General features: G+C 58.9%; 19 protein-coding genes, 1 tRNA gene and 2 pseudogenes. 10 read left to right on the top strand and 12 right to left on the bottom strand.

All coding sequences use genetic code 11. From position 1 onward, the window contains the following. Positions 1 to 157 precede the first annotated feature (157 nt). The 7 genes from KP808_RS24425 to KP808_RS24395 form a co-directional block, all read right to left on the bottom strand. Positions 158 to 436 carry a hypothetical protein gene (locus KP808_RS24425; RefSeq protein ID WP_044324586.1) on the bottom strand — a complete coding sequence of 93 codons (279 nt, stop codon included), beginning with the start codon at positions 434 to 436 and terminating at the stop codon, positions 158 to 160. Between the two features lie 180 nt (positions 437 to 616). Next, complete coding sequence (locus tag KP808_RS24420) at positions 617 to 1060, bottom strand: helix-turn-helix domain-containing protein (RefSeq protein WP_230017089.1); 444 nt, start codon at positions 1058 to 1060, stop codon at positions 617 to 619. Beyond that, complete coding sequence (locus KP808_RS24415) at positions 1057 to 1374, bottom strand: DUF4258 domain-containing protein (RefSeq protein ID WP_005781631.1); 318 nt, start codon at positions 1372 to 1374, stop codon at positions 1057 to 1059. Before KP808_RS24415 ends, KP808_RS24420 begins: the two co-directional genes overlap by 4 nt. A gap of 360 nt (positions 1375 to 1734) precedes the next feature. Further along, positions 1735 to 1810 (bottom strand) — tRNA-Phe (locus tag KP808_RS24410). Between the two features lie 101 nt (positions 1811 to 1911). Next, positions 1912 to 2184: an oxidative damage protection protein gene (locus KP808_RS24405; protein WP_002555777.1), complete on the bottom strand. Its 273-nt coding sequence runs from the start codon at positions 2182 to 2184 to the stop codon at positions 1912 to 1914. After that, entirely contained in the window at positions 2181 to 3248 is a 1068-nt protein-coding gene (gene mutY / locus KP808_RS24400; RefSeq protein ID WP_230017088.1) for an A/G-specific adenine glycosylase, read from the bottom strand. Before mutY ends, KP808_RS24405 begins: the two co-directional genes overlap by 4 nt. 96 nt (positions 3249 to 3344) lie before the next feature. Further along, complete coding sequence (locus KP808_RS24395) at positions 3345 to 5570, bottom strand: AsmA family protein (protein ID WP_230017087.1); 2226 nt, start codon at positions 5568 to 5570, stop codon at positions 3345 to 3347. Positions 5571 to 5994: 424 nt separating this feature from the next. Here KP808_RS24395 and KP808_RS24390 point away from each other — a divergent pair, with 424 nt between their 5' ends. From KP808_RS24390 to KP808_RS24355, 8 genes and pseudogenes are all read left to right on the top strand, one after another. Continuing rightward, positions 5995 to 7656 carry an OFA family MFS transporter gene (locus tag KP808_RS24390; RefSeq protein WP_058400062.1) on the top strand — a complete coding sequence of 554 codons (1662 nt, stop codon included), beginning with the start codon at positions 5995 to 5997 and terminating at the stop codon, positions 7654 to 7656. 267 nt (positions 7657 to 7923) lie between these two features. Beyond that, positions 7924 to 9123 (top strand): amino acid aminotransferase, encoded by a 1200-nt coding sequence (locus KP808_RS24385; RefSeq protein WP_122258795.1) that lies wholly within the window; start codon positions 7924 to 7926, stop codon positions 9121 to 9123. Between the two features lie 92 nt (positions 9124 to 9215). Continuing rightward, positions 9216 to 9809: an imidazoleglycerol-phosphate dehydratase HisB gene (gene hisB / locus KP808_RS24380; protein WP_002551454.1), complete on the top strand. Its 594-nt coding sequence runs from the start codon at positions 9216 to 9218 to the stop codon at positions 9807 to 9809. Then, entirely contained in the window at positions 9809 to 10447 is a 639-nt protein-coding gene (gene hisH / locus KP808_RS24375) for an imidazole glycerol phosphate synthase subunit HisH (RefSeq protein WP_005745046.1), read from the top strand. Before hisB ends, hisH begins: the two co-directional genes overlap by 1 nt. Positions 10448 to 10451: 4 nt before the next feature. Further along, entirely contained in the window at positions 10452 to 10712 is a 261-nt protein-coding gene (locus tag KP808_RS24370) for a DUF2164 domain-containing protein (protein ID WP_002551456.1), read from the top strand. Positions 10713 to 10819: 107 nt separating this feature from the next. Further along, positions 10820 to 11557 (top strand): 1-(5-phosphoribosyl)-5-[(5-phosphoribosylamino)methylideneamino]imidazole-4-carboxamide isomerase, encoded by a 738-nt coding sequence (gene hisA / locus KP808_RS24365; protein ID WP_058400064.1) that lies wholly within the window; start codon positions 10820 to 10822, stop codon positions 11555 to 11557. Positions 11558 to 11576: 19 nt separating this feature from the next. After that, positions 11577 to 12349, top strand: a pseudogene (gene hisF / locus KP808_RS24360) (imidazole glycerol phosphate synthase subunit HisF). A gap of 184 nt (positions 12350 to 12533) precedes the next feature. Continuing rightward, complete coding sequence (locus KP808_RS24355; protein WP_122258840.1) at positions 12534 to 13289, top strand: substrate-binding periplasmic protein; 756 nt, start codon at positions 12534 to 12536, stop codon at positions 13287 to 13289. Between the two features lie 4 nt (positions 13290 to 13293). Here KP808_RS24355 and KP808_RS24350 read toward each other — a convergent pair. After that, a pseudogene (locus KP808_RS24350) lies at positions 13294 to 13584 on the bottom strand (serine protease); the annotation flags it as partial. A gap of 270 nt (positions 13585 to 13854) precedes the next feature. On the opposite strand from KP808_RS24350, the gene KP808_RS24345 reads away from it, so the two are divergent. Next, positions 13855 to 14037 carry a type II toxin-antitoxin system HicA family toxin gene (locus KP808_RS24345; protein ID WP_005781617.1) on the top strand — a complete coding sequence of 61 codons (183 nt, stop codon included), beginning with the start codon at positions 13855 to 13857 and terminating at the stop codon, positions 14035 to 14037. A gap of 31 nt (positions 14038 to 14068) precedes the next feature. Next, positions 14069 to 14494, top strand: coding sequence for a type II toxin-antitoxin system HicB family antitoxin (locus tag KP808_RS24340; RefSeq protein ID WP_058400065.1), 426 nt, complete (start codon positions 14069 to 14071; stop codon positions 14492 to 14494). Positions 14495 to 14549: 55 nt separating this feature from the next. Here the strand turns inward: KP808_RS24340 and KP808_RS24335 are convergent, their stop codons facing one another. From KP808_RS24335 to gpmI, 4 genes are all read right to left on the bottom strand, one after another. Continuing rightward, entirely contained in the window at positions 14550 to 15332 is a 783-nt protein-coding gene (locus KP808_RS24335) for a divergent polysaccharide deacetylase family protein (protein WP_230017086.1), read from the bottom strand. Between the two features lie 3 nt (positions 15333 to 15335). Next, on the bottom strand, positions 15336 to 16673 hold the full coding sequence (locus KP808_RS24330) for a S41 family peptidase (RefSeq protein WP_230017085.1): 1338 nt from the start codon (positions 16671 to 16673) through the stop codon (positions 15336 to 15338). A gap of 33 nt (positions 16674 to 16706) precedes the next feature. Continuing rightward, positions 16707 to 18029, bottom strand: coding sequence for a murein hydrolase activator EnvC family protein (locus tag KP808_RS24325; protein WP_029240926.1), 1323 nt, complete (start codon positions 18027 to 18029; stop codon positions 16707 to 16709). Positions 18030 to 18182: 153 nt separating this feature from the next. Next, positions 18183 to 19715 carry a 2,3-bisphosphoglycerate-independent phosphoglycerate mutase gene (gpmI, locus tag KP808_RS24320; RefSeq protein ID WP_230017084.1) on the bottom strand — a complete coding sequence of 511 codons (1533 nt, stop codon included), beginning with the start codon at positions 19713 to 19715 and terminating at the stop codon, positions 18183 to 18185. Positions 19716 to 19806: the final 91 nt, after the last annotated feature.

The raw sequence follows: 19806 nt of genomic DNA, 5'->3' as shown, positions 1-19806 counted from the left end.
ACCATAAGTGCACAGATATCTGGAAAAGCGGTCTGCCCGTCAAATTCCGGACAAAGAAAAGCCCGCGATGGGGGAGCGGGCTTAAGGATTCACACTTGGGAGCAGCTCTACAATGACGCGGTCGCTGTGAAAACTTTGTGAAGAGTATTCACTGTTTTCACTTTTTTTCCGGCTGGATGGTGTTGGTCACTTCGGACGTCGGCACGAAGGTCTTCGACTCTTCGGCAGCCGCTTCCTTGGACGCCGCTTTGTCCTTGGCCGCTTCAGTGTTCTCTTTGGCAGCCTCGTTCACTTTGTCCTGAGCAGACTCCATCTTCTCCTGGGATTTCTCCTGATGAGCCTGAGCGTCCTGTGCTTTCTGTTCGGATTTGCTGTCGCAGGCAGCCAGACCCAGAGTGGCGACGATGAGGAGGGCGGAGGCAGTAAACTTGAGCACGTAATTTTCCTTGTGGAAGCAAATGTATGGCTTCGATGGCGGGCAGGGAAAATTAGTTCAATGGGATGGGGGTGGCAGGGCTCTGGATGGCTGGTATGAGTAGCAGAAGGCCGTTGTGATCTTCTCAAGTGTTGCCTTGAACGGTACCTTTACATGCCGCCAGACTAATCACCCTCTGAGTCAAGCGACTTTCAGCTCGGACTCTTTCCACTGTGTTCCGTCCAATTCGAACGCGGCTCCTTCGTGGGGTTGTGCATTTCGTTCGAAGATGATCGGACCAAAATTGGCGTGGATATAGGCAGCGTAAAAAGCCCTCATGGCAACGTCAGCTGGTCCCGATATTTCTTGAGATTCGCGCTTTTCCCAGTTGGCAATGGTCTGCACATCGACCCGGAAAATGGCTGCAGCCTCCTCCTGAATGAGATCCTGCTCCTTTCTCAAAAAGCGAAACTGACGCCCGGTCATTGGCGTTTTCTGGCCAATGATATCCACAGCTATCGCTCGATGAAGTCCGTCGATATCTTCGATCTTCACACCCTCGCCGTATGGCGTTTCGAGGATCGTATAACCATTTTTCAAGAAGATGCCGTCCAGTCCACTGCCTTTATATTTGTACATTTTCATACCTCCCACACCGTAATTGCGAAAAGCTCGTCAGGCTCAGGACTTGGATTGACGGCTACTACCATGCAGACAACATCTCTCGGCGCGAGCTCGCTCATCCGGAACTCGAAGTTGCCATGCCTCTCGCTGTACGTAGGCCCTCGGATGATTGCTCCTCGACGCAGGCATCTCAGGGCCTCCGTGGCGGTTATGCCGCGCTCATAGAGGCGCTCCAGGCAATGCTCGCGAAAGACGACTTTGGAGGAGTCTCTTGCCAGGACATGAACAAGATCCTCAAGTTGCTGCTTGCTCCACAAGGGCTGCCTGTTTTTCATGCTGCCTATAATCCTTATAGGTGACACCATAGTAGGGTGTCGTCCTTGCGTCGTAAATAATGATTATTTTCCGCTTGAGGCGTCGCGCTTGGAGCCTTTGAAATTAGCGGGTTTTGGTTTGCCGAGGCTTGGCTACCTTGTCACGCGCCGCGAAATGCAGGCAAGCGAATAAGCCGGATGGCGGCCGACGTGCGGCGCAGGAAGAGGCGACACGTGCAGTAGTCTGATTCGATTGGTCTCTTCTGCGCGCGCAGGGTGCAGGAACGTCTGTAATTCAAAAAACCAGACAACAAAAAGCCCGCACGAGGCGGGCTTCTTGTGTGTTTTCAGGTGTGCTTGGCATCACCTGAAAACGAAAGGTGGTGCCCAGAGACGGAATCGAACCGCCGACACGGGGATTTTCAATCCCCTGCTCTACCGACTGAGCTATCTGGGCAACGGGGCGCATTAGACGTGTTTTTCAGGAGGTCGTCAAGCGTGTTTTTTAAAAAATTTGAATTATTACCGACGCTTACGACCTTCACTGCGTGAAACGCTTTATTTTTCGGGGGGAACGTAGCCTTCGGCCTGGGCGTATTCTTCGCCGGAGAGAAACTTGTCCATCTCGGTCTGGAGGAATTTACGGTCTTCGGCGTTCATCATGTTCAGGCGACGCTCGTTGATCAGCAGGGTCTGGTGTTTCTGCCAGTCGGCCCAGGCTTTCTGCGAGACGTGGTTGAAGATGTCCTCGCCCTTGGCGCCCGGATACGGGGCGCGTTCCAGGCCGGGCAGTTCTTCTTTGTATTTGCGGCACATTACGGTGCGGGTCATGACGACTCTCCTGCGTTCAATACGTCGGCTGCGCGTTTGAGCAGCTTTTTCACCGGGGCGGCAAGGCCCAGGCGTGGCGGGGTGGCGAGGTTATACCAGAGCCAGTCAGCCTCGGCCACGTGATCGGTGGACTCCTGGACCTTGACCAGCCAGGGTTCGATGCTCAACTGGAAGTGGCTGAAAGTGTGGATCAGCCCCGGCAGTTCATGGTGCTCGCCCAGTTGCAGCGCGTGTTGGGTGGCCAGGTGCTGAAGGTCATCGAAGTCATCCAGTTCCGGCAGGCTCCACAGGCCGCCCCACAAGCCGCTGGAAGGGCGACGATAAAGCAGGATCGCGCCGTCTTCGTTGGCGAGCATCGGCATGAGCGTGCGTTTCTGCGGCACGGTCTTGCGCGGCTTGGGGATCGGGTAGCGCGTTTCCAGGCCCAGCATGTGCGCCTCACAACTGCGCTCCAGCGGGCAGAGCAGGCAGCTCGGTTTGCTGCGGGTGCAGAGCGTGGCCCCCAGGTCCATCATCGCCTGGGTGTAGTTGTTGACCCGGCGGTGCGGCGTGAAGCGTTCAGCGGTGGCCCACAGCTGCTTGGCCACCTTCGGTTCGCCAGGGTAGCCCTCTTGCGCGGTGAAGCGCGCCAGCACGCGTTTGACGTTGCCATCGAGGATCGGCGCGCGAATGCCCATGCTCAGGCTGGCAATCGCGCCTGCGGTGGACAGGCCGATGCCGGGCAGCAGAATGAGTTTTTCGACATCGCGGGGAAACTCGCCGCCATGGTCGGCGACCACGATTTTTGCCGTTTTCTGCAGGTTGCGGGCGCGGGTGTAGTAACCCAGCCCGGTCCACAGGTGCAGCACTTCGTCTTCCGGTGCCTCAGCCAGCGCCTGCACGGTCGGCAGGGCCTCCATGAAGCGGTCGAAGTAATTCAGAACGGTGCTGACCTGGGTCTGCTGCAGCATGATTTCCGATACCCAGACCCGATACGGCGTGATGTCTTGTTGCCAGGGCAGGTCATGTCGGCCATGACGGTCGTACCAGTCCAGCACGGCGCTGGAGAATTGTTCGGGTTGCATGGCCTGAAGGGCTCTCGTCGTCGGGGTATGAGTCGGGATAGGAAAGGTTGCGCCAGTGGAGCGCCGCGAGGGCGCTCCTGAGCAGTTCACGTTGCCCTAGCGCTTGAACAGTCCCTTGAGGGCGTCCTTGAGCTCGGGGCTGACCTTGTCGCCGAGTTTGTCGTTCAGCTTGTCCTCGAGCTTCTCGCTGATCCGGTCGCCCGCCAGTTTCGCAGCGATCTGGCCGACACCTTCCTTGTCCAGACGGCAAGCCTTGGCGCCCAGTTCCAGCGGGCCGCGGCACTGCACCGGCCACTCGATACCGACAAAGCGCGGATTGATCTCGCAGGCCGGGTCCGGCATGTCGCTCTTGTCGCCTTCGACGATGATGCCGACGCGGTAATTCATGCCCAGTACGCGCAGGTCGACGTCGCCGTTACCGTTGACGGCCATGCCCGGCGTACGAACCTTGAGGTCCGGATTGCTGGCCACGCCGTTGCGTACCACCAGATTGCCGTTGAGCTGCTGGAAAGGGGTGTCCTTGGCGCGCGGTTCGCCGCTAAGCGTCTTGCGGTTGAGGATCGAAATACCCTTGCACAGCTGCTGCTCCAGGTTGGCATTGACCAGTACGCCGTTATTGAGCGCGAAGCTGGCGGTGCCGTTCAGGCTGTCGATCAGGGCTTTTTCGCTGTTGCCTGTACCGGTCAGGTTGCTGTCGAGGTTCAGCAGGCCACGCACTGGCGGCGTCTGGCCCTGGCTTTCCAGAATGCGTTCGACCGGTACTTTGGCAATGCGCGTCTGTACCGTGGCCACAGGCGTGTCCGGACGCGCGTCCAGATTGCCCTTGACCTCGAAGTTGCCGTTGTACAGGTCGCCACTCAGCGTATCGACCTTGATAAGACCACCGTTGGCCTGGGTCTTGAACGCTGCGTTGTCGATGGGCAGTTTGTTCAGGGTCAGTTTGCCGAAGCTCAGGTCAGCCTCGACATCCAGCGTACGCAAGCGCTCCAGCGGCAGCAGCCTGGCAGTGCTCCAGGCGGCCTTGGTCGGTTGTTCGGGCAGCGGTGAATCACCCGCAGCAGCGGCGGCTTCACCGGACTGAACCTCGGATTTGCGCGCGGCCTTGGCACCTTTGCTTTCTTCGCTCTCAGCCGGACGATAGCGGTCGGCGTCGAAGGTATCGCCCTTGAGCTGGACACGCAGCGCTTGCTTGGCGAAGTCGTCCACGGCGATGCGACCCGTGAAGGTGCTGTCGTCGACTTTCAGGTTGAGGTTTTCCAGCGCAAGGCTGGTAGGCGTACCCGCCAGGCGCGTGACCATTTCAACCTTGCTCAGCGCGCCCTCGGACATGGCTGGCAACGGCTGACCGATGTTCTCGAAGAACGCGCGCAGATCGAGCTGGGCAATGGACAGGCCGCCGCTGATCTGTGGCGTTTTGTCCAGATCGCGGGCACGCAGTTCGCCCAGTGCGCGCAACTGGTTGGCTGACACTTTGAGGCTGTTCCATTCGGCGATATTGGCGGCAAGGTCTATCAGCAACTGGCCTTGCGCCGAGAAGGTCACGGTCTTGCCCTGCAGCGGTTCGCCTGCGACTTCGCCGGACAAGCGCATGTCTTCGAATTGATAGCGCTTGAGTACGCGGTCCATGCGCAGTTCGCCGACCAGTTCGGTCTTGGCGCGCACGACGGGCTGGTTGGTGCTCAGGAACGCCGTCAGTTTGATCGGGATGTCGGACGCTTCACGAATCGGCCCGGTGCTCAGTTGAATGCTCTCGGCGGTGAAGGTTCGGCCTTTTCGGGCATCGCTGTAATCCACGCGGGCGTTGTTGACGGTCAGGCTGTCGATATCCAGCCGGATGGGCTGGGAGGGGCGGTCGGCCTTGGGCGCGTCCGGGGCTGGTGCAGGCGCCGGTTCGCCAGGCGCTGCGGTGGTTGCGACAGCGGGCTTGCCGATGTCTTCCCAGTTGCCATGGCCGTTTTCGTCACGGTGCAGGGCCAGGTTAAGGCCTTCGACGCGGATGTCACTCATCTGCACCTGACGACGAAGCAGCGGCAGGACACGCACGGACAGGCCGAGCATCTGCACATCGGCAAACGGCTGATCGGGGGCGGTCAGGGTGGCGACATGGGCGTCGTGCAATTCCAGGCCGAGCCAGGGGAACAGGCTCCAGCCGATATCACCGTTGAGCGTCAGCTCGACGTTAGCCTTGTCGCGTGCCAGCTGGCGAATCTCGTCTTTGTAGTCGTTGGGATCAAACAGGTGGGTCAGGGCGAAGCCGAGAGCCACGATGATCAGCAACAGCCCGAGAATAAACAGCCCCAGGATTTTGCCGAACGCTTTCATGGGCGAGTCCTTGTGTCGATGTTCAAAAATAGCCCGTGAGTATACCGCTCTGACGCGCGTACCGGGCTGCGGATGCCTTTATTGCTGTCCGGTCTGTGGTTTGAGGTGTCCGCGCGCCTCTCGACCAGACCGCCAAACAGTTTTTGCCGCAACTAAGGTTCTGACAGTTTTTCTTATCATTTAATTGACTGCATCTATGGCGTCATAGAGCGCGCGGATTAACCGATGCAATAGATAATAAAAAGCATGTAACGAGATGCTTATTTGCCATCAGACAGTGATAGTCTCCGTTTTTGCTGGCTCAGGTGCGTCTTTTTGTCACGTATCTGAATAACCTGCCGATAAAACAGACATGGCCGCTCGGCATTGAGTCTGTGGCGGACCAGCGGACCATCTGCGAGCTTCACACATTGGGGTAATTATAATGAGCACAAGCACAGCCTTGGGCGGCGACGCCGTTCAGCCTGCGTTCTTGTCCAAAGAGCGCATTATCGCCAAGCCCGGTTTCAACCGTTGGCTTGTTCCACCAGCAGCATTGGCAATCCACCTTTGTATCGGTATGGCTTACGGCTTCTCGGTGTTCTGGTTGCCGTTGTCCAAGGCCGTGGGTATTACTGCACCCGTCGCCTGCACTCCGGACATGGGTTTCTTCGCGCAGATGTTCGCGTCGACCTGTGACTGGCAGATCTCCATGCTGGGCTGGATCTACACCCTGTTCTTCATCTTCCTGGGTTGCTCGGCTGCCATCTGGGGTGGCTGGCTGGAGCACGCAGGTCCACGCAAGGCCGGTGTTGTTTCTGCCGTGTGCTGGTGTGGCGGTCTGCTGATTTCCGCACTGGGTATTTATACCCACCAGATCTGGCTGATGTGGCTGGGCTCGGGCGTGATCGGCGGTATCGGTCTGGGGTTGGGCTATATCTCCCCGGTGTCGACCCTGATCAAGTGGTTCCCGGACAAGCGCGGCATGGCGACCGGTATGGCGATCATGGGCTTTGGTGGCGGCGCAATGGTCGGTGCACCACTGGCCACTGCGCTGATGGGTCACTTTGCCTCGGCTGAAAGCGTTGGCGTCTGGCAGAGCTTCGTGGTGATGGCGGTGATCTACTTCATCTTCATGATCGGTGGCGCGCTGGGCTATCGCGTTCCGCCAACCGGCTGGAAACCTGAAGGCTGGACCGCTCCGGCTGCCAAGGCCAAGAACTCGATGATCACCAACCGTCACGTGCACGTCAGCGTGGCCTGGAAGACACCGCAGTTCCGTCTGGTCTGGCTGGTGCTGTGCCTGAACGTATCGGCCGGTATCGGCATCCTGGGCATGGCTTCGCCGCTGTTGCAGGAAGTGTTCGCCGGCAAACTGCTGGGCGTCGATCTGACCTTCAGCCAGCTCAATGCCGACCAACTGAAAGCCATTGCTGCGATTGCAGCCGGCTTCACGGGCCTGTTGAGTCTGTTCAACATCGGCGGTCGTTTCTTCTGGGCTTCGTGCTCGGACTTCATCGGTCGCAAGGCAACCTACTTCGTATTCTTCGCACTGGGCTTCCTGCTTTATGCGTCGGTTCCGACCCTGAGCCACATGGGTAGCATCGCCCTGTTCGTGGCCGCGTTCTGCATCGTGCTGTCGATGTACGGTGGCGGTTTCGCGACGGTTCCGGCTTATCTGGCTGACCTGTTCGGTACGCAGATGGTCGGCGCGATCCACGGTCGTCTGCTGACTGCCTGGGCTGCGGCCGGTGTGCTCGGTCCGGTATTGGTCAACTACCTGCGTGAGTACCAACTCGCCCACGGTGTTGCACGTGCCGATGCCTACGACATCACCTTGTACATCCTCTCGGGTCTGCTGGTGCTGGGCTTTATCTGCAACCTGCTAATTCGTCCGGTTGCCGACAAGTACTTCATGACCGACGCCGAGCTGGCGGCTGAACAAGCCATCGGTCACGACAAGGGTGCCAATGCCACGACTTCGCTGGAGTGGAAAGCATCCGCAGGCAGTAAGCCGCTGGTCATCGCCGCCTGGCTGGCCGTAGGCATCCCGCTGGCGTGGGGCGTCTGGATTACCCTGCAAAAGACCGCAGTGCTGTTTCACTAAAAGCCTGTAGGTAACAGATAAGCGCTTGCACTTCGGTGCAGGCGCTTTTTTTTGTGCGCAGACTTCTTGTTCCACGCACTCTGAATCGGACGCAGAGCGTCGCACGATAGTTGAGGCTATCGTTCCGCACGCTCCAGCGTGGGAATGCCGTTCATGACGCTCCGCGTCACCTATCTGCGGCTCAATGTGTTTGATGCACTGCCCGTTCCCCCGCAGACGCTGCTACATTAGCAACCCCTGTTTTTATTGCCTGTAGGAGTTGTTTGCATGCTAGCCCACGTGGAGTCATACGCTGGTGATCCGATCCTTTCCCTGATGGAAACCTTTGGCAAGGATTCCCGTGCGGACAAGGTCAATCTGAGCATCGGCTTGTATTACGACGCGCAGGGCCGTATCCCTCAGCTGGCATGCGTAGCAACGGCACAACAGCAACTGGCCGAGGGCGAGCAGGCGGCTTCGGTCTATCTGCCGATGGAAGGCCTGGCGGCGTATCGGCAGGCGGTGCAAACCCTGTTGTTCGGTGCCGATCACCCGCTGGTTCAGGCAGGCCGTGTGGCCACCATTCAAACCGTGGGCGGCTCGGGGGCACTCAAGATAGGTGCCGATTTCCTCAAGTATGCGTTTCCGGACTCGCAGGTGTGGGTCAGCGATCCGACCTGGGAAAACCATAACGCGCTGTTCGGCGGAGCGGGCTTCAAGGTCAACGCGTACCCGTACTTCGATGCCCAGACGGGTGGCGTGAGGTTCGAGGCCATGCTCGACACGGTGCAGGGGCTGCCGGCGCAGAGCATCCTCCTGCTGCACCCGTGCTGCCATAACCCGACCGGTGCCGATCTGACGGTGGCGCAATGGGACCGCCTGATCGAAGTGATCAAGGATCGTCAGCTCATTGCGTTCCTGGATATCGCCTATCAGGGTTTCGGCAAAGGCATGGACGAAGACGCCTACGCCATCCGGGCGATGGCCAACGCAGGTATCACAATGCTGGTCAGTAACTCGTTCTCGAAAATTTTCTCGCTGTACGGCGAGCGGGTCGGCGGGTTGTCGGTCGTTTGCGAAGACACCGCGTCGGCTGCCAACGTATTCGGCCAGCTCAAGGCCACTGTGCGCCGCAACTACTCCAGCCCGCCTGCACATGGCGCGTTTCTGGTGTCGAAAGTGCTCAACACACCGCATTTGCGCGAGCAGTGGCTGGGCGAAGTTGAGGCCATGCGTGTGCGCATCATCGACATGCGCACGCGTCTGGTCGAGGTGCTGGCGCAGAAGGTCTCCGGACGTGATTTCAGCTTTATACTCAGACAGAACGGGATGTTCAGCTACACCGGTCTGACGCCACAGCAGGTCGATGAACTGAAAGACGTTCACGGTATTTACATGCTGCGCAGTGGCCGGGTGTGCATGGCGGGCCTGAATGAAGGGAATATCGACAAGGTATGTAACGCAATCGCGAGCCTCTTCACCCACTAAATGCCCTGCTGGTCGTCTGTTTGCTTCATGGCGGGCGCATCTGGGCCTATAATGCTCGCCTTTTTTCGCCCAATGATTTTGCGGAGCTGGTGATGGCCGAACGTAAGGCGTACGTCGAGCGTAATACTCTGGAAACCCAGATCAAAGCCTCGATCAACCTGGATGGCACCGGAAAGGCCCGATTCGATATCGGTGTGCCTTTTCTTGAGCACATGCTCGACCAGATCGCCCGGCACGGGCTGATCGACCTGGACATCGAGTGCAAGGGTGACCTGGCAATCGATGATCACCATACGGTGGAAGACGTCGGTATCACCGTGGGGCAGGCGTTCAGCCAGGCCATCGGCGACAAGAAAGGCATTCGTCGTTACGGCCACGCCTATGTGCCGCTCGACGAAGCGCTTTCACGTGTGGTCATCGATTTCTCCGGGCGTCCGGGCCTGCAGATGCATGTGCCGTATACCCGCGCCACTGTGGGCGGCTTTGATGTGGACCTGTTTCAGGAGTTCTTTCAGGGCTTCGTCAACCACGCGAACGTGACGCTGCACATCGACAACCTGCGTGGCACCAACACTCACCACCAGATCGAAACCGTGTTCAAGGCTTTCGGTCGCGCGCTGCGCATGGCGGTCGAGCTGGATGAGCGCATGGCCGGGCAAATGCCATCCACCAAGGGTGTGCTCTGATGCAGACGGTTGCGGTCATCGATTACGGTATGGGCAACCTGCACTCTGTCGCCAAGGCGCTTGAGCACGTAGGCGCAGGCCGTGTGCTGATTACCAGTGACGCCAAGGTGATTCGCGAAGCCGACCGTGTGGTGTTTCCGGGTGTGGGCGCGATTCGCGACTGCATGGCCGAGATCCGCCGTCTGGGCTTTGATTCGCTGGTCAGGGAAGTCAGCCAGGACCGTCCGTTTCTCGGCATCTGCGTCGGCATGCAGGCGTTGCTCGACAGAAGTGAAGAGAGCGGCGGCGTGGATTGCATCGGTCTGTTTCCCGGCCAGGTGAAGTTTTTCGGCAAGGACCTGCACGAAGAGGGCGAGCACTTGAAAGTGCCGCACATGGGTTGGAATCAGGTCGCTCAGGCGGTGGATCACCCGCTGTGGCATGACATTCCGGACCTGGCACGTTTCTACTTCGTGCACAGTTTCTACATCGATGCCGCCAATCAGCGTCAGGTGGTCGGGCGCGGTCACTATGGCCTCGACTTTGCCGCCGCGCTGGCCGACGGTTCGCGCTTCGCCGTGCAATTTCATCCGGAAAAGAGCCACACCCACGGTCTGCAATTGCTGCAGAACTTCGCTGCCTGGGATGGTCGCTGGTAATCGTATGAGCAAAACCAAGAGCAAGCCGCCGATCCTGACCCTTTCGCCCGAGCATGAGCAGCAGGCGATCGACAAGCTCAAGCGCCTGTTCGCAGAGCGCTTCGAGCTGGAGCTGGGTACGTTTGAAGTGGCTGAGGTACTGGAATTGTTCACCCGCGAGATAGCCCCGCATTACTACAATCGCGCCATTTTCGATGTTCAGCAGCAGCTCAAGGAGCGGTTCGAGAGCATCGAAAGCGACCTCTGGGCGCTCGAAAAGAATTGAATAGAAGCAGCTTTGAGCTTCAGGCTTCAAGCCGCAAGAATCAGTGAGTACGCATACTTGCAGCTAATCGCTTGCAGCTTGCCGCTCTTTTTGACCAAGGAATAAGCATGCTGATTATCCCCGCTATCGACCTCAAAGACGGTGCCTGTGTGCGTCTGCGTCAGGGCCGGATGGAAGATTCCACGGTGTTCTCCGATGACCCGGTGGCCATGGCTGCCAAGTGGGTCGACGGTGGTTGCCGCCGTCTGCATCTGGTCGATCTGAACGGTGCGTTCGAAGGACAGCCGGTCAACGGTGATGTGGTCACGGCCATTGCCAGACGCTACCCGAACCTGCCGATCCAGATTGGTGGCGGCATCCGTTCGCTGGAAACCATCGAGCACTACGTCAAGGCAGGCGTGAGCTACGTCATCATTGGCACCAAGGCAGTCAAAGAGCCCGAGTTCGTGGCTGAAGCCTGCCGCGCGTTCCCCGGCAAGGTGATCGTCGGTCTGGATGCCAAGGACGGTTTCGTCGCCACCGATGGCTGGGCTGAAGTCAGCTCGGTTCAGGTCATTGATCTGGCCAAGCGTTTTGAAGCCGATGGCGTGTCTGCCATTGTCTACACCGACATCGCCAAAGACGGCATGATGCAGGGCTGCAACATCCCGTTCACCGCCGCGCTGGCGGCCGCCACGCGGATCCCGGTAATTGCTTCGGGTGGCATTCATAACCTGGGCGACATTCAGGCGCTGCTGAACGCCAGGGCTCCGGGCATCATCGGCGCAATCACCGGTCGTGCGATCTACGAAGGCACGCTGGATGTGGCCGAAGCCCAGGCGCTCTGCGACCGCGAACAACGCTGAATAGCTGGAGACTGACCCTGTGGCCCTAGCCAAACGCATCATCCCTTGCCTGGACGTCGACAACGGTCGAGTGGTCAAGGGTGTCAAGTTCGAGAACATCCGGGATGCAGGCGATCCGGTGGAAATTGCTCGTCGCTACGATGAGCAGGGTGCCGACGAAATCACTTTTCTCGACATCACTGCCAGCGTCGATGGCCGTGACACCACGCTGCACACTGTCGAGCGCATGGCCAGTCAGGTGTTCATTCCGCTGACTGTCGGTGGCGGCGTGCGTACCGTGCAGGACATCCGTAACCTGCTCAATGCGGGCGCGGACAAGGTGTCGATCAACACTGCAGCGGTGTTCAACCCCGAGTTCGTCGGTGAAGCCGCCGCTCGTTTCGGGTCGCAGTGCATTGTGGTCGCTATCGATGCCAAGAAGGTCTCCGGCCCGGGCGAAACCCCGCGCGCTGGGAAATCTTCACCCACGGCGGACGCAAACCCACCGGGCTGGATGCGGTGCTTTGGGCGAAAAAGATGGAAGACCTGGGGGCTGGCGAGATCCTGCTGACCAGCATGGACCAGGACGGCATGAAGAACGGCTTCGACCTGGGCGTCACCCGCGCCATCAGTGATGCGCTGGGCATTCCGGTAATTGCTTCCGGTGGTGTCGGCAACCTTGAGCATCTGGCTGCCGGCGTCATCGAAGGTCACGCCAGTGCCGTGCTGGCGGCGAGTATTTTCCACTTTGGCGAATACACCGTTCCCGAAGCAAAGGCTTATATGGCCAGTCGCGGGATTGTGGTGCGCTGAGTACTGCGCATCAAAGCGGGCGTCGCTTGTTTCAGACCATGGGTTTGAAACAGCCGGCGCTCGCTCTGTTTCAGCCCTGTGGCATTCGAGTATTACCTGTAAGCGACATCGCCGGACAGCGCGCTAGACAGTGCGCCGGGTTCACGGCACTCTGCATGCGTCGTTCATGATCGAGTGCTGGAACATGTTCAAACGTCTATTTCTCGCACTGATCGGTGTCGGCTTGTTGCTGAGTGAAACTGCGCGAGCCAGCGACTCAGCGCCTTATTCCATGGTGTTGCTCACCGAGAATTTTCCGCCGTTCAACATGGCGGTCGATGGCAAGAATTTCGCGCAGGAAAACAACATCGACGGTATTGCCGCTGAAGTGGTGCGTGAGATGTTCAAGCGCGCAAACATTGGTTACAGCATGACCCTGCGTTTTCCGTGGGACCGGGTTTACAAGCTTGCCCTCGACAAGCCCGGTTATGGCGTGTTCTCCACCACTCGCCTGCCTGAGCGCGAAAAACTGTTCAAATGGGTAGGTCCGGTAGGCTCCTATGACTGGATCATGCTCACTCGCGGCGACAGCCCCATCACGTTAACGTCGCTTGAGCAGGCAAAGAACTACAGGATTGGTGCCTATAAAGGCGACGCCATCGGCGAGCGTCTGAACGCGATGGGCCTGAACCCGATTTTGATGCTGCGTGACCGGGACAACGTGAAAAAGCTCGACAATGGTCAGATCGATCTGTGGGCCGTGGGCGATCCGGTTGGCCGCTATCTGGCGAAACTGGAAGGGGTCACGGGGTTCAAGACCGCGTTGCGTTTCAACAGCGCCGAACTTTACCTGGCAGTCAACAAGAGCACGCCTGACGACGTTGTGGCTCGCCTGCAGAAAGCCCTCGACCAGATGCGTGCCGAAGGCTGGGTCGACGCCGTCAAGGCGCGCTATCAGTAATTGCTCAACCTGCTGCGGGAATGATGTCTTCACGTACGTTGGAAGGCTGCCCATTGATGTCATGGGCGAAAGTGCAGATCTTCAACGGCAGCAGTGTCTGGCGGGCCCATCTTGACCGTGTAATGGTCGATCGGGCGATGTTCGTACGACCAACTGACCGATATGCGCCGAATCGATTTTTTCCAATAATCACCTGTGGCTCGGGCGTCGGTCCCGCCGGTTGCAGCTCTATGGCAAGCGCAAGCGGCTGGATGCCGTCATTGATAACCGTGTCCTGCTCTCCGTTGTGGAGACCTCATCCTTTAAGCCGGAATTGATCGGGTTATCAAGGCTGAAACGGCGCGGGACATGGAAAACAGACCTTGCCTACTTTGCGTGCGGAACGTGCTGACTCGGTTTTGGCGGGATCGACGGTAAAATCCGTCAGCGTCATGTCTGGAAAGGCGAGCGCAGATTGGCGAAAGCCAATTATATGCAATTAAGAGCTATTTATATGCATCATAAGTGTTGCCCGTGCTACATAAGTGTTGCATATTGATGTTGCCGAAACGGTAGGATTCAAGCAATGAAATGCAACGAGTTTCGGCGATGGTTGCAGGCTCAAGGCGCTGAGTTCAGGGCGGCCAAGGGTAGTCATTTCAAGGTTTACCTGAATGGTAAGGCAACCATCTTTGCAGACCATGGCAGCAAAGAAATGCACGAAGGGTTACGCAAGTCGATCATCAAGCAGCTCGGCCTTAAGGATTGACGTCGAGCTGCTCCACTACAGGTGAGGCCTTATGTATCAATATCCATTGGATCTGCATCGGGAGCCGACAGGCGTTTGGCTTTCGTGTCCAGACATTCCCGAAATGAGCGCCTCTGGCGACACCCTGCCTGAAGCATTGAGCGAAGCTCTTGACGGCATGGAATCGGCTCTATCGCTCTACGTCGATCAACGTCGCAAGATTCCCCAGGCCTCAGTCGTACCCGGCCATGAACTGTTGATGCGTTTGCCTGCGCTGACTGTTGCCAAAATCATGCTATGGAACAGCTTGTTGGAAGAGGGCGTTAGCCGTGCTGAGCTGGCGCGTCGCCTGGGTTGTACGCGGCAAGTGGTGGATCGGCTTGTGGACTTTCTGCATGCCTCGAAAATCGAGCAGGTGGAGCGAGCGCTGGCTGAGCTTGGCCGGCGTATTACGTTGAGCATTGAGCGGACCGCTTGATGTGTAGCACCCTCATTTGAAAGACCAGCTGACGGGCGTTTCGTCGTTCGCAGGCTCAGCGATACACCCCATTCTTGCCGTGCGCCGCACTCGCCTGATTGCCGCGTTCGCTGATCATGCTGCGCAGGTCGATCCATTCGACGCCCTGGTCCTTGAGTTTGGGCAACTCGCGTTCCAGTACGTCCAGCGTGACCGGGTAGGGGTGACCGATGACCACTGCCGAGCCATGCTTGCGGGCGATTTTGATGGCGGTCTGCAATTGGCGGGTGATGGCTTCAGCCGTGCGCTCGTCGTCCAGAAACACGTCGCGCGAGACGCTGGCGAGGCCGATACGCTGCGCCTCGGCGGCTGCCACGGTTTTCGCGCTGGTGCGGCTGTCCACGAAAAACAGATGACGTCGTTGCAGTTCGGCCATCAGCCAGGCCATCGCGACCGGTTCGGCGGTCATCCGGCTGCCCATGTGGTTATTGATGCCGGCTGCATAAGGCACTTTCAGCAGCGCCGCATTGAGGCGGCTTTCCAGTTCAGGCAAGGGTAGTTCGGGGTGCCAGGCGTAAGGCCCGGTCGCCGGGTCCATCGGCATGTGCAGCATGACCGTCTTGCCTGCGCGGTGAGCCTCGCGGGCAAATTCAGTGGCGTGCGGAGTGTCAGGCATGATCGCCAGCGTTACCGGGCCGGGGAGCGCCAGTGTACGGCTATCCCGCGCCGGGTTCTGACCCAGGTCGTCGATGATCAGGCTGAGATAGGCCTTCGGCGGCTTGCCGGTGTTCTCGGCTGGCGCTGCATGGGCAGCACCAGTGATCGAGAGTGTCATCAGTAACAGAGCGAGAGCGCGCATCCGTCAATTGCCGCGGGTGATACTCAGCCCTTTCAGCAGGCTGAGCGCCTGGCTGAGCTGGAAGTCATCATCCTGCGGACGCGCCTTGGCTGCTGCGCCACCCTTGACGGTTGGCTTGTCGGCACCGCCGTTGCCATTGCCCAGGTGACCCATCAGGTCGGCTTCCTTGTAGTTCTCGCCGTCTGCTTCGCTGGTGACCTTGGCCCGACGTACCACGATGTCCGGGTTGATACCCTGCGCCTGGATCGAGCGGCCGTTCGGCGTGTAATACAACGCTGTGGTGATCTTCAGGGCGCGATCGTTGTTCAGCGGCAGAACGGTCTGCACCGAGCCTTTGCCGAAGGTGTCAGTGCCCATCAGGATGCCGCGTTTCTGGTCTTGCAGGGCGCCGGCGACGATTTCCGACGCAGAGGCGCTGCCGCCGTTGATCAGCACCACCAGCGGCACGCCTTCGCTGGCGTCTGCCGGGTCTGCCGAGAAACGCAGTTCGGAGTTGGCGATGCGACCTTTGGTGTAGACGATCAGGCCTTTGGTAAGGAAGTGGTCCGCCACCTGCACCGCCGATTGCAGCACGCCGCCCGGGTTGTTGCGCAGGTCGAGAATCAGGCCGCTCATCTTCTTGCCGTTGTCCTTGCGGAATTTGGCCAGCGCCTTGCCGACTTCGTCCCCGGTCTTGACCTGGAACTGAGTGATGCGGATATAGCCGTAGCCGTTCTCCAGCATCTGCGCCTTGACGCTCTTGACCTGGATGGTCGCCCGCGCCAGCGTCACATCAAACGGCGTACCGCCATCGCGCACCAGTGTCAGAGTGATCTTCTCGCCGATCTTGCCGCGCATCTTGTCGACCGCTTCCTGCATGTTCTGGCCTTGGGTCGGCGTGCCATTGATCTTCACGATCAGGTCGCCTGCCTCAATGCCAGCCTTGGAAGCAGGTGTGTCGTCGATGGGCGAAACCACCTTGACGACCCCGTCCTCGACGCCGACTTCGATGCCCAGGCCACCGAACTCGCCGCTGGTGCTTTCCTGCAGCTCCTGGAAATCTTCCGGGCCCAGGTAAGCGGAGTGTGGATCAAGGTTGCTGAGCATGCCCTTGATGGCGTTTTCCAGCAGGGTCTTGTCGTCAACCGGCTCGACATAGGCCGCCTTGACCCGGTCCATGACCTCGGCAAAGGTGCGCAGCTCGTCGAGCGGCAGCGGCGGCTTGGCGTTGGCATTGGGCTTGGCGGGCGAGACTGCTGCAGGCGTGGCTGGCGCGGTCTTTTCGGCAGCTTGCGCCAGAGGCGCGCCGATAACGATGGCAATTGCCAGGGCCAGCGAGGTGAGGCGGGACAAATGCAGCATGTCTAACGAACTCCTACAGATATTGACGCCGGCTTATCCTTGAGTGCGGCACCATTGGGCCGGATCGCTGGGGCGACCCTGCTGACGAATAGCAAAGTACAACGCTGCCGTGTCCTGACCGCCACTATTGCCGACCGTGGAAATCGCTTCACCGGCTTTTACAATGTCACCTGCCGACTTGAGCAGGCTCTGGTTATGCCCATACAGGGTGAGATAACCGTTGCCATGGTCGAGAATGACCAGAAGCCCGGCACCACGCAACCAGTCGGCGAACACCACTCGTCCGCCATGCACGGCATGTACCTGGCTTCCGGCGGCGGCGCTGATCATGACGCCGTCCCATTTGGTTCGCTCGTCATCACCGCGGGCTTCACCGAAACGCGCAAGCAGTCGACCATCAATAGGCCATGGAAGTTTTCCCCGGGCCTCTGCAAAAGGTCCGCCGTAGGAAACTCCGGCACTGGAAACGACTGCGCCGGGGGCTTTGACCGGGCGACGCGGTGTGGGTTCATCAGCGCTTTTACTGCTGCTGGTGCTGTTGTTGCGGGCGACGGCCTCAGCTTCGCGCTGACGTTTCTCTTCGGCCTCGCGAGCGGCGACCAGCGCCTTCTGGCGAGCCTCTTCAGCTTCACGTGCCTGGCGGGCCAGGGTTTCCTCGATGGTCTTGAGAACCTTGGCCAGGTCGGCCTGATCCTGCTGACGCGCCTGCAGTTTCTGATCGCGGGCCTTGTAGTCCTGATTCAGCTTGGCCAGTGCCTGTTGACGTTCCTGGCGAACCTTGGCCAGCTCTTCGCTCTGGCTGTCCAGGTTGCTCTTCTGCACCAGCAACTGTGCCTGTTGCAGGTCGATGTCTTTTTCGACATTGGCCAGCTGGCGCAGGGTTTCATTGAAGTTGCGTAGCTGCTCCAGGCGCGCCTGGCTCAGGTAATCGTAATACGTGAGGGTTCGGGCGAACTTCTCGGGGTGCTGCTGATTGAGCAACAGCTTGAGGTATTCCTGGCGGCCACTCTGATAGGCGGCGCGGGCCTGGATAGCGATCAGGCGTTGCTGTTCAACGCGGGCACTGTTCAGTTTCTTTTTTTCACTGTCGAGCTTTTGCAGCTCGGTTTCCGTCTTTTTTAGTTCCTTTTGCAGGACCTCGACCTGCTTTTCCAACTTGCCCATTTCGGTTTCGGTGGTGCGCAGGTCCTTCTGGACGCCTGCACGTTCTTCCTGAAGCTTGCCCAGGACTTTTTGCAGCTCCGTCACATCCTGACGCGCAGCATCTATCTGTTTTTGGGTTTGCACACGCTCGTCTTCGGCAAACGCCGGATTGAGCAGGCAGATCAGAGCAAGGGCAATCAAGGCGCGAAGCATGTGGGTGGGCGATACCGAGGAATTGTGAGAAAAAATGTCAGGCTTAGTATGCCCGCCATGCGCTGCAAAAAAAACGCCCCGCAGCCACTGCTTTAGGGCTTGAAACATAAAAAACCGGCTTTGCCTGATGGCTATAGGCCGGTTTTCAGCGTTTTACTTCGCCACAAGGATCGAGTGGCCCGTCATCTCTTGCGGTTTCTCCATGCCCAACAGATGCAGCATGGTCGGTGCCACGTCAGCCAGAACACCACCTTCGCGGACTTTCAGCGGGCGTTTGCCGACGTACACGAAAGGCACCGGCTCGGAGGTATGTGCAGTATGCGCCTGGCCTGTGGAGTCATCGGTCATCTGCTCGACGTTGCCGTGGTCAGCGGTAATCAGTGCTTCACCGCCGACTTTTTCCAATGCCGCGGTAATGCGACCGACGCATACGTCCAGGCATTCCACGGCCTTGATTGCCGCTTCCATGATGCCGCTGTGGCCGACCATGTCGCCGTTGGCGTAGTTGACGATAATCACGTCATAACGCTGATGTTCGATGGCATCGACAATTTTGTCGGTCACTTCCGGCGCGCTCATTTCCGGCTGCAGGTCGTAGGTGGCGACTTTCGGCGATGGAATCAGAATGCGCTCTTCACCCGGAAACGGCTCTTCACGACCGCCAGAGAAGAAGAATGTGACGTGCGCGTATTTTTCGGTTTCGGCGATACGCAGCTGAGTCTTGCCGTTGTCTGCCAAGTATTCACCCAGCACGTTTTTCAGGCTGCCAGCCGCAAATGCCGAGGGCGCAGGGATGCTCGCCGCGTACTGGGTCAGCATCACGTAATTGACCTTGGGCTGACGGGCGCGCTCGAAATCCTTGAAGTCGTCTTCGACGAACACACGGGTCAGCTCACGGGCGCGGTCGGCGCGGAAGTTCATGAACACCACAGCATCGCCATCCTCGACGCGAGCGGGTTCACCGGTGCGTGTGGCTTTGACGAATTCGTCGTTCTCGTCACGCGCGTAGGCTGCTTCAAGCCCGGCAACACCGCTGTCTGCGTGAAATTCGGCGGTGCTGTCGACGATCAGGTTATAGGCGGTGGAGACCCGGTCCCAACGGTTGTCGCGGTCCATGGCGAAGTAGCGGCCGATGATCGTGGCGGTGCGGCCCTTGCCCAGGCGAGCGAAGGTTGCGTCCATCAGCTCAAGGGATTTCTTCGCGCTGCGCGGTGGCGTGTCGCGACCGTCGAGGAAGGCGTGCAGATAGATTTTTTCTGCACCGCGCTTGACCGCCAGTTCGGCCATGGCGACCAGATGGTCCTGGTGGCTGTGCACGCCGCCATCGGACAGCAGGCCCATAATGTGGACCGCCTTGCCCGCACCGACAGCTTTATCCACAGCGGCACAGATGGTCGGGTTCTCGAAGAACTCGCCGTCGCGAATCGCTTTGGTCACTCGAGTGAAGTCCTGATACACCACGCGACCGGCACCCAGGTTCATGTGCCCGACTTCGGAGTTGCCCATCTGACCGTCCGGCAGACCGACGTCCATGCCCGACCCTGAAATCAGGCCGTTGGGCATGGTTTGGTAAAGACGATCCATGACCGGCATCTTCGCGGCCAGAATGGCATTGCCTTCATGGCTTTCGCTGTGTCCGAAGCCATCCAGGATGATAAGAACCAGAGGTTTTGGCGTGGCAGTCATAGAACCCACTCGATGCTGGTTGAATAAAGAGAGTAACAAAGTACAAGGGAGCGGCATTTTAGGGACAAGTTCAAACGGCGTCACTGCCGTA

This window comes from Pseudomonas savastanoi (assembly GCF_020917325.1).
GTDB classification, from domain to species: domain Bacteria; phylum Pseudomonadota; class Gammaproteobacteria; order Pseudomonadales; family Pseudomonadaceae; genus Aquipseudomonas; species Aquipseudomonas amygdali.
Note: the sequence above shows the minus strand (reverse complement) of the source record. Positions and strands in the feature narration are given on the sequence as shown.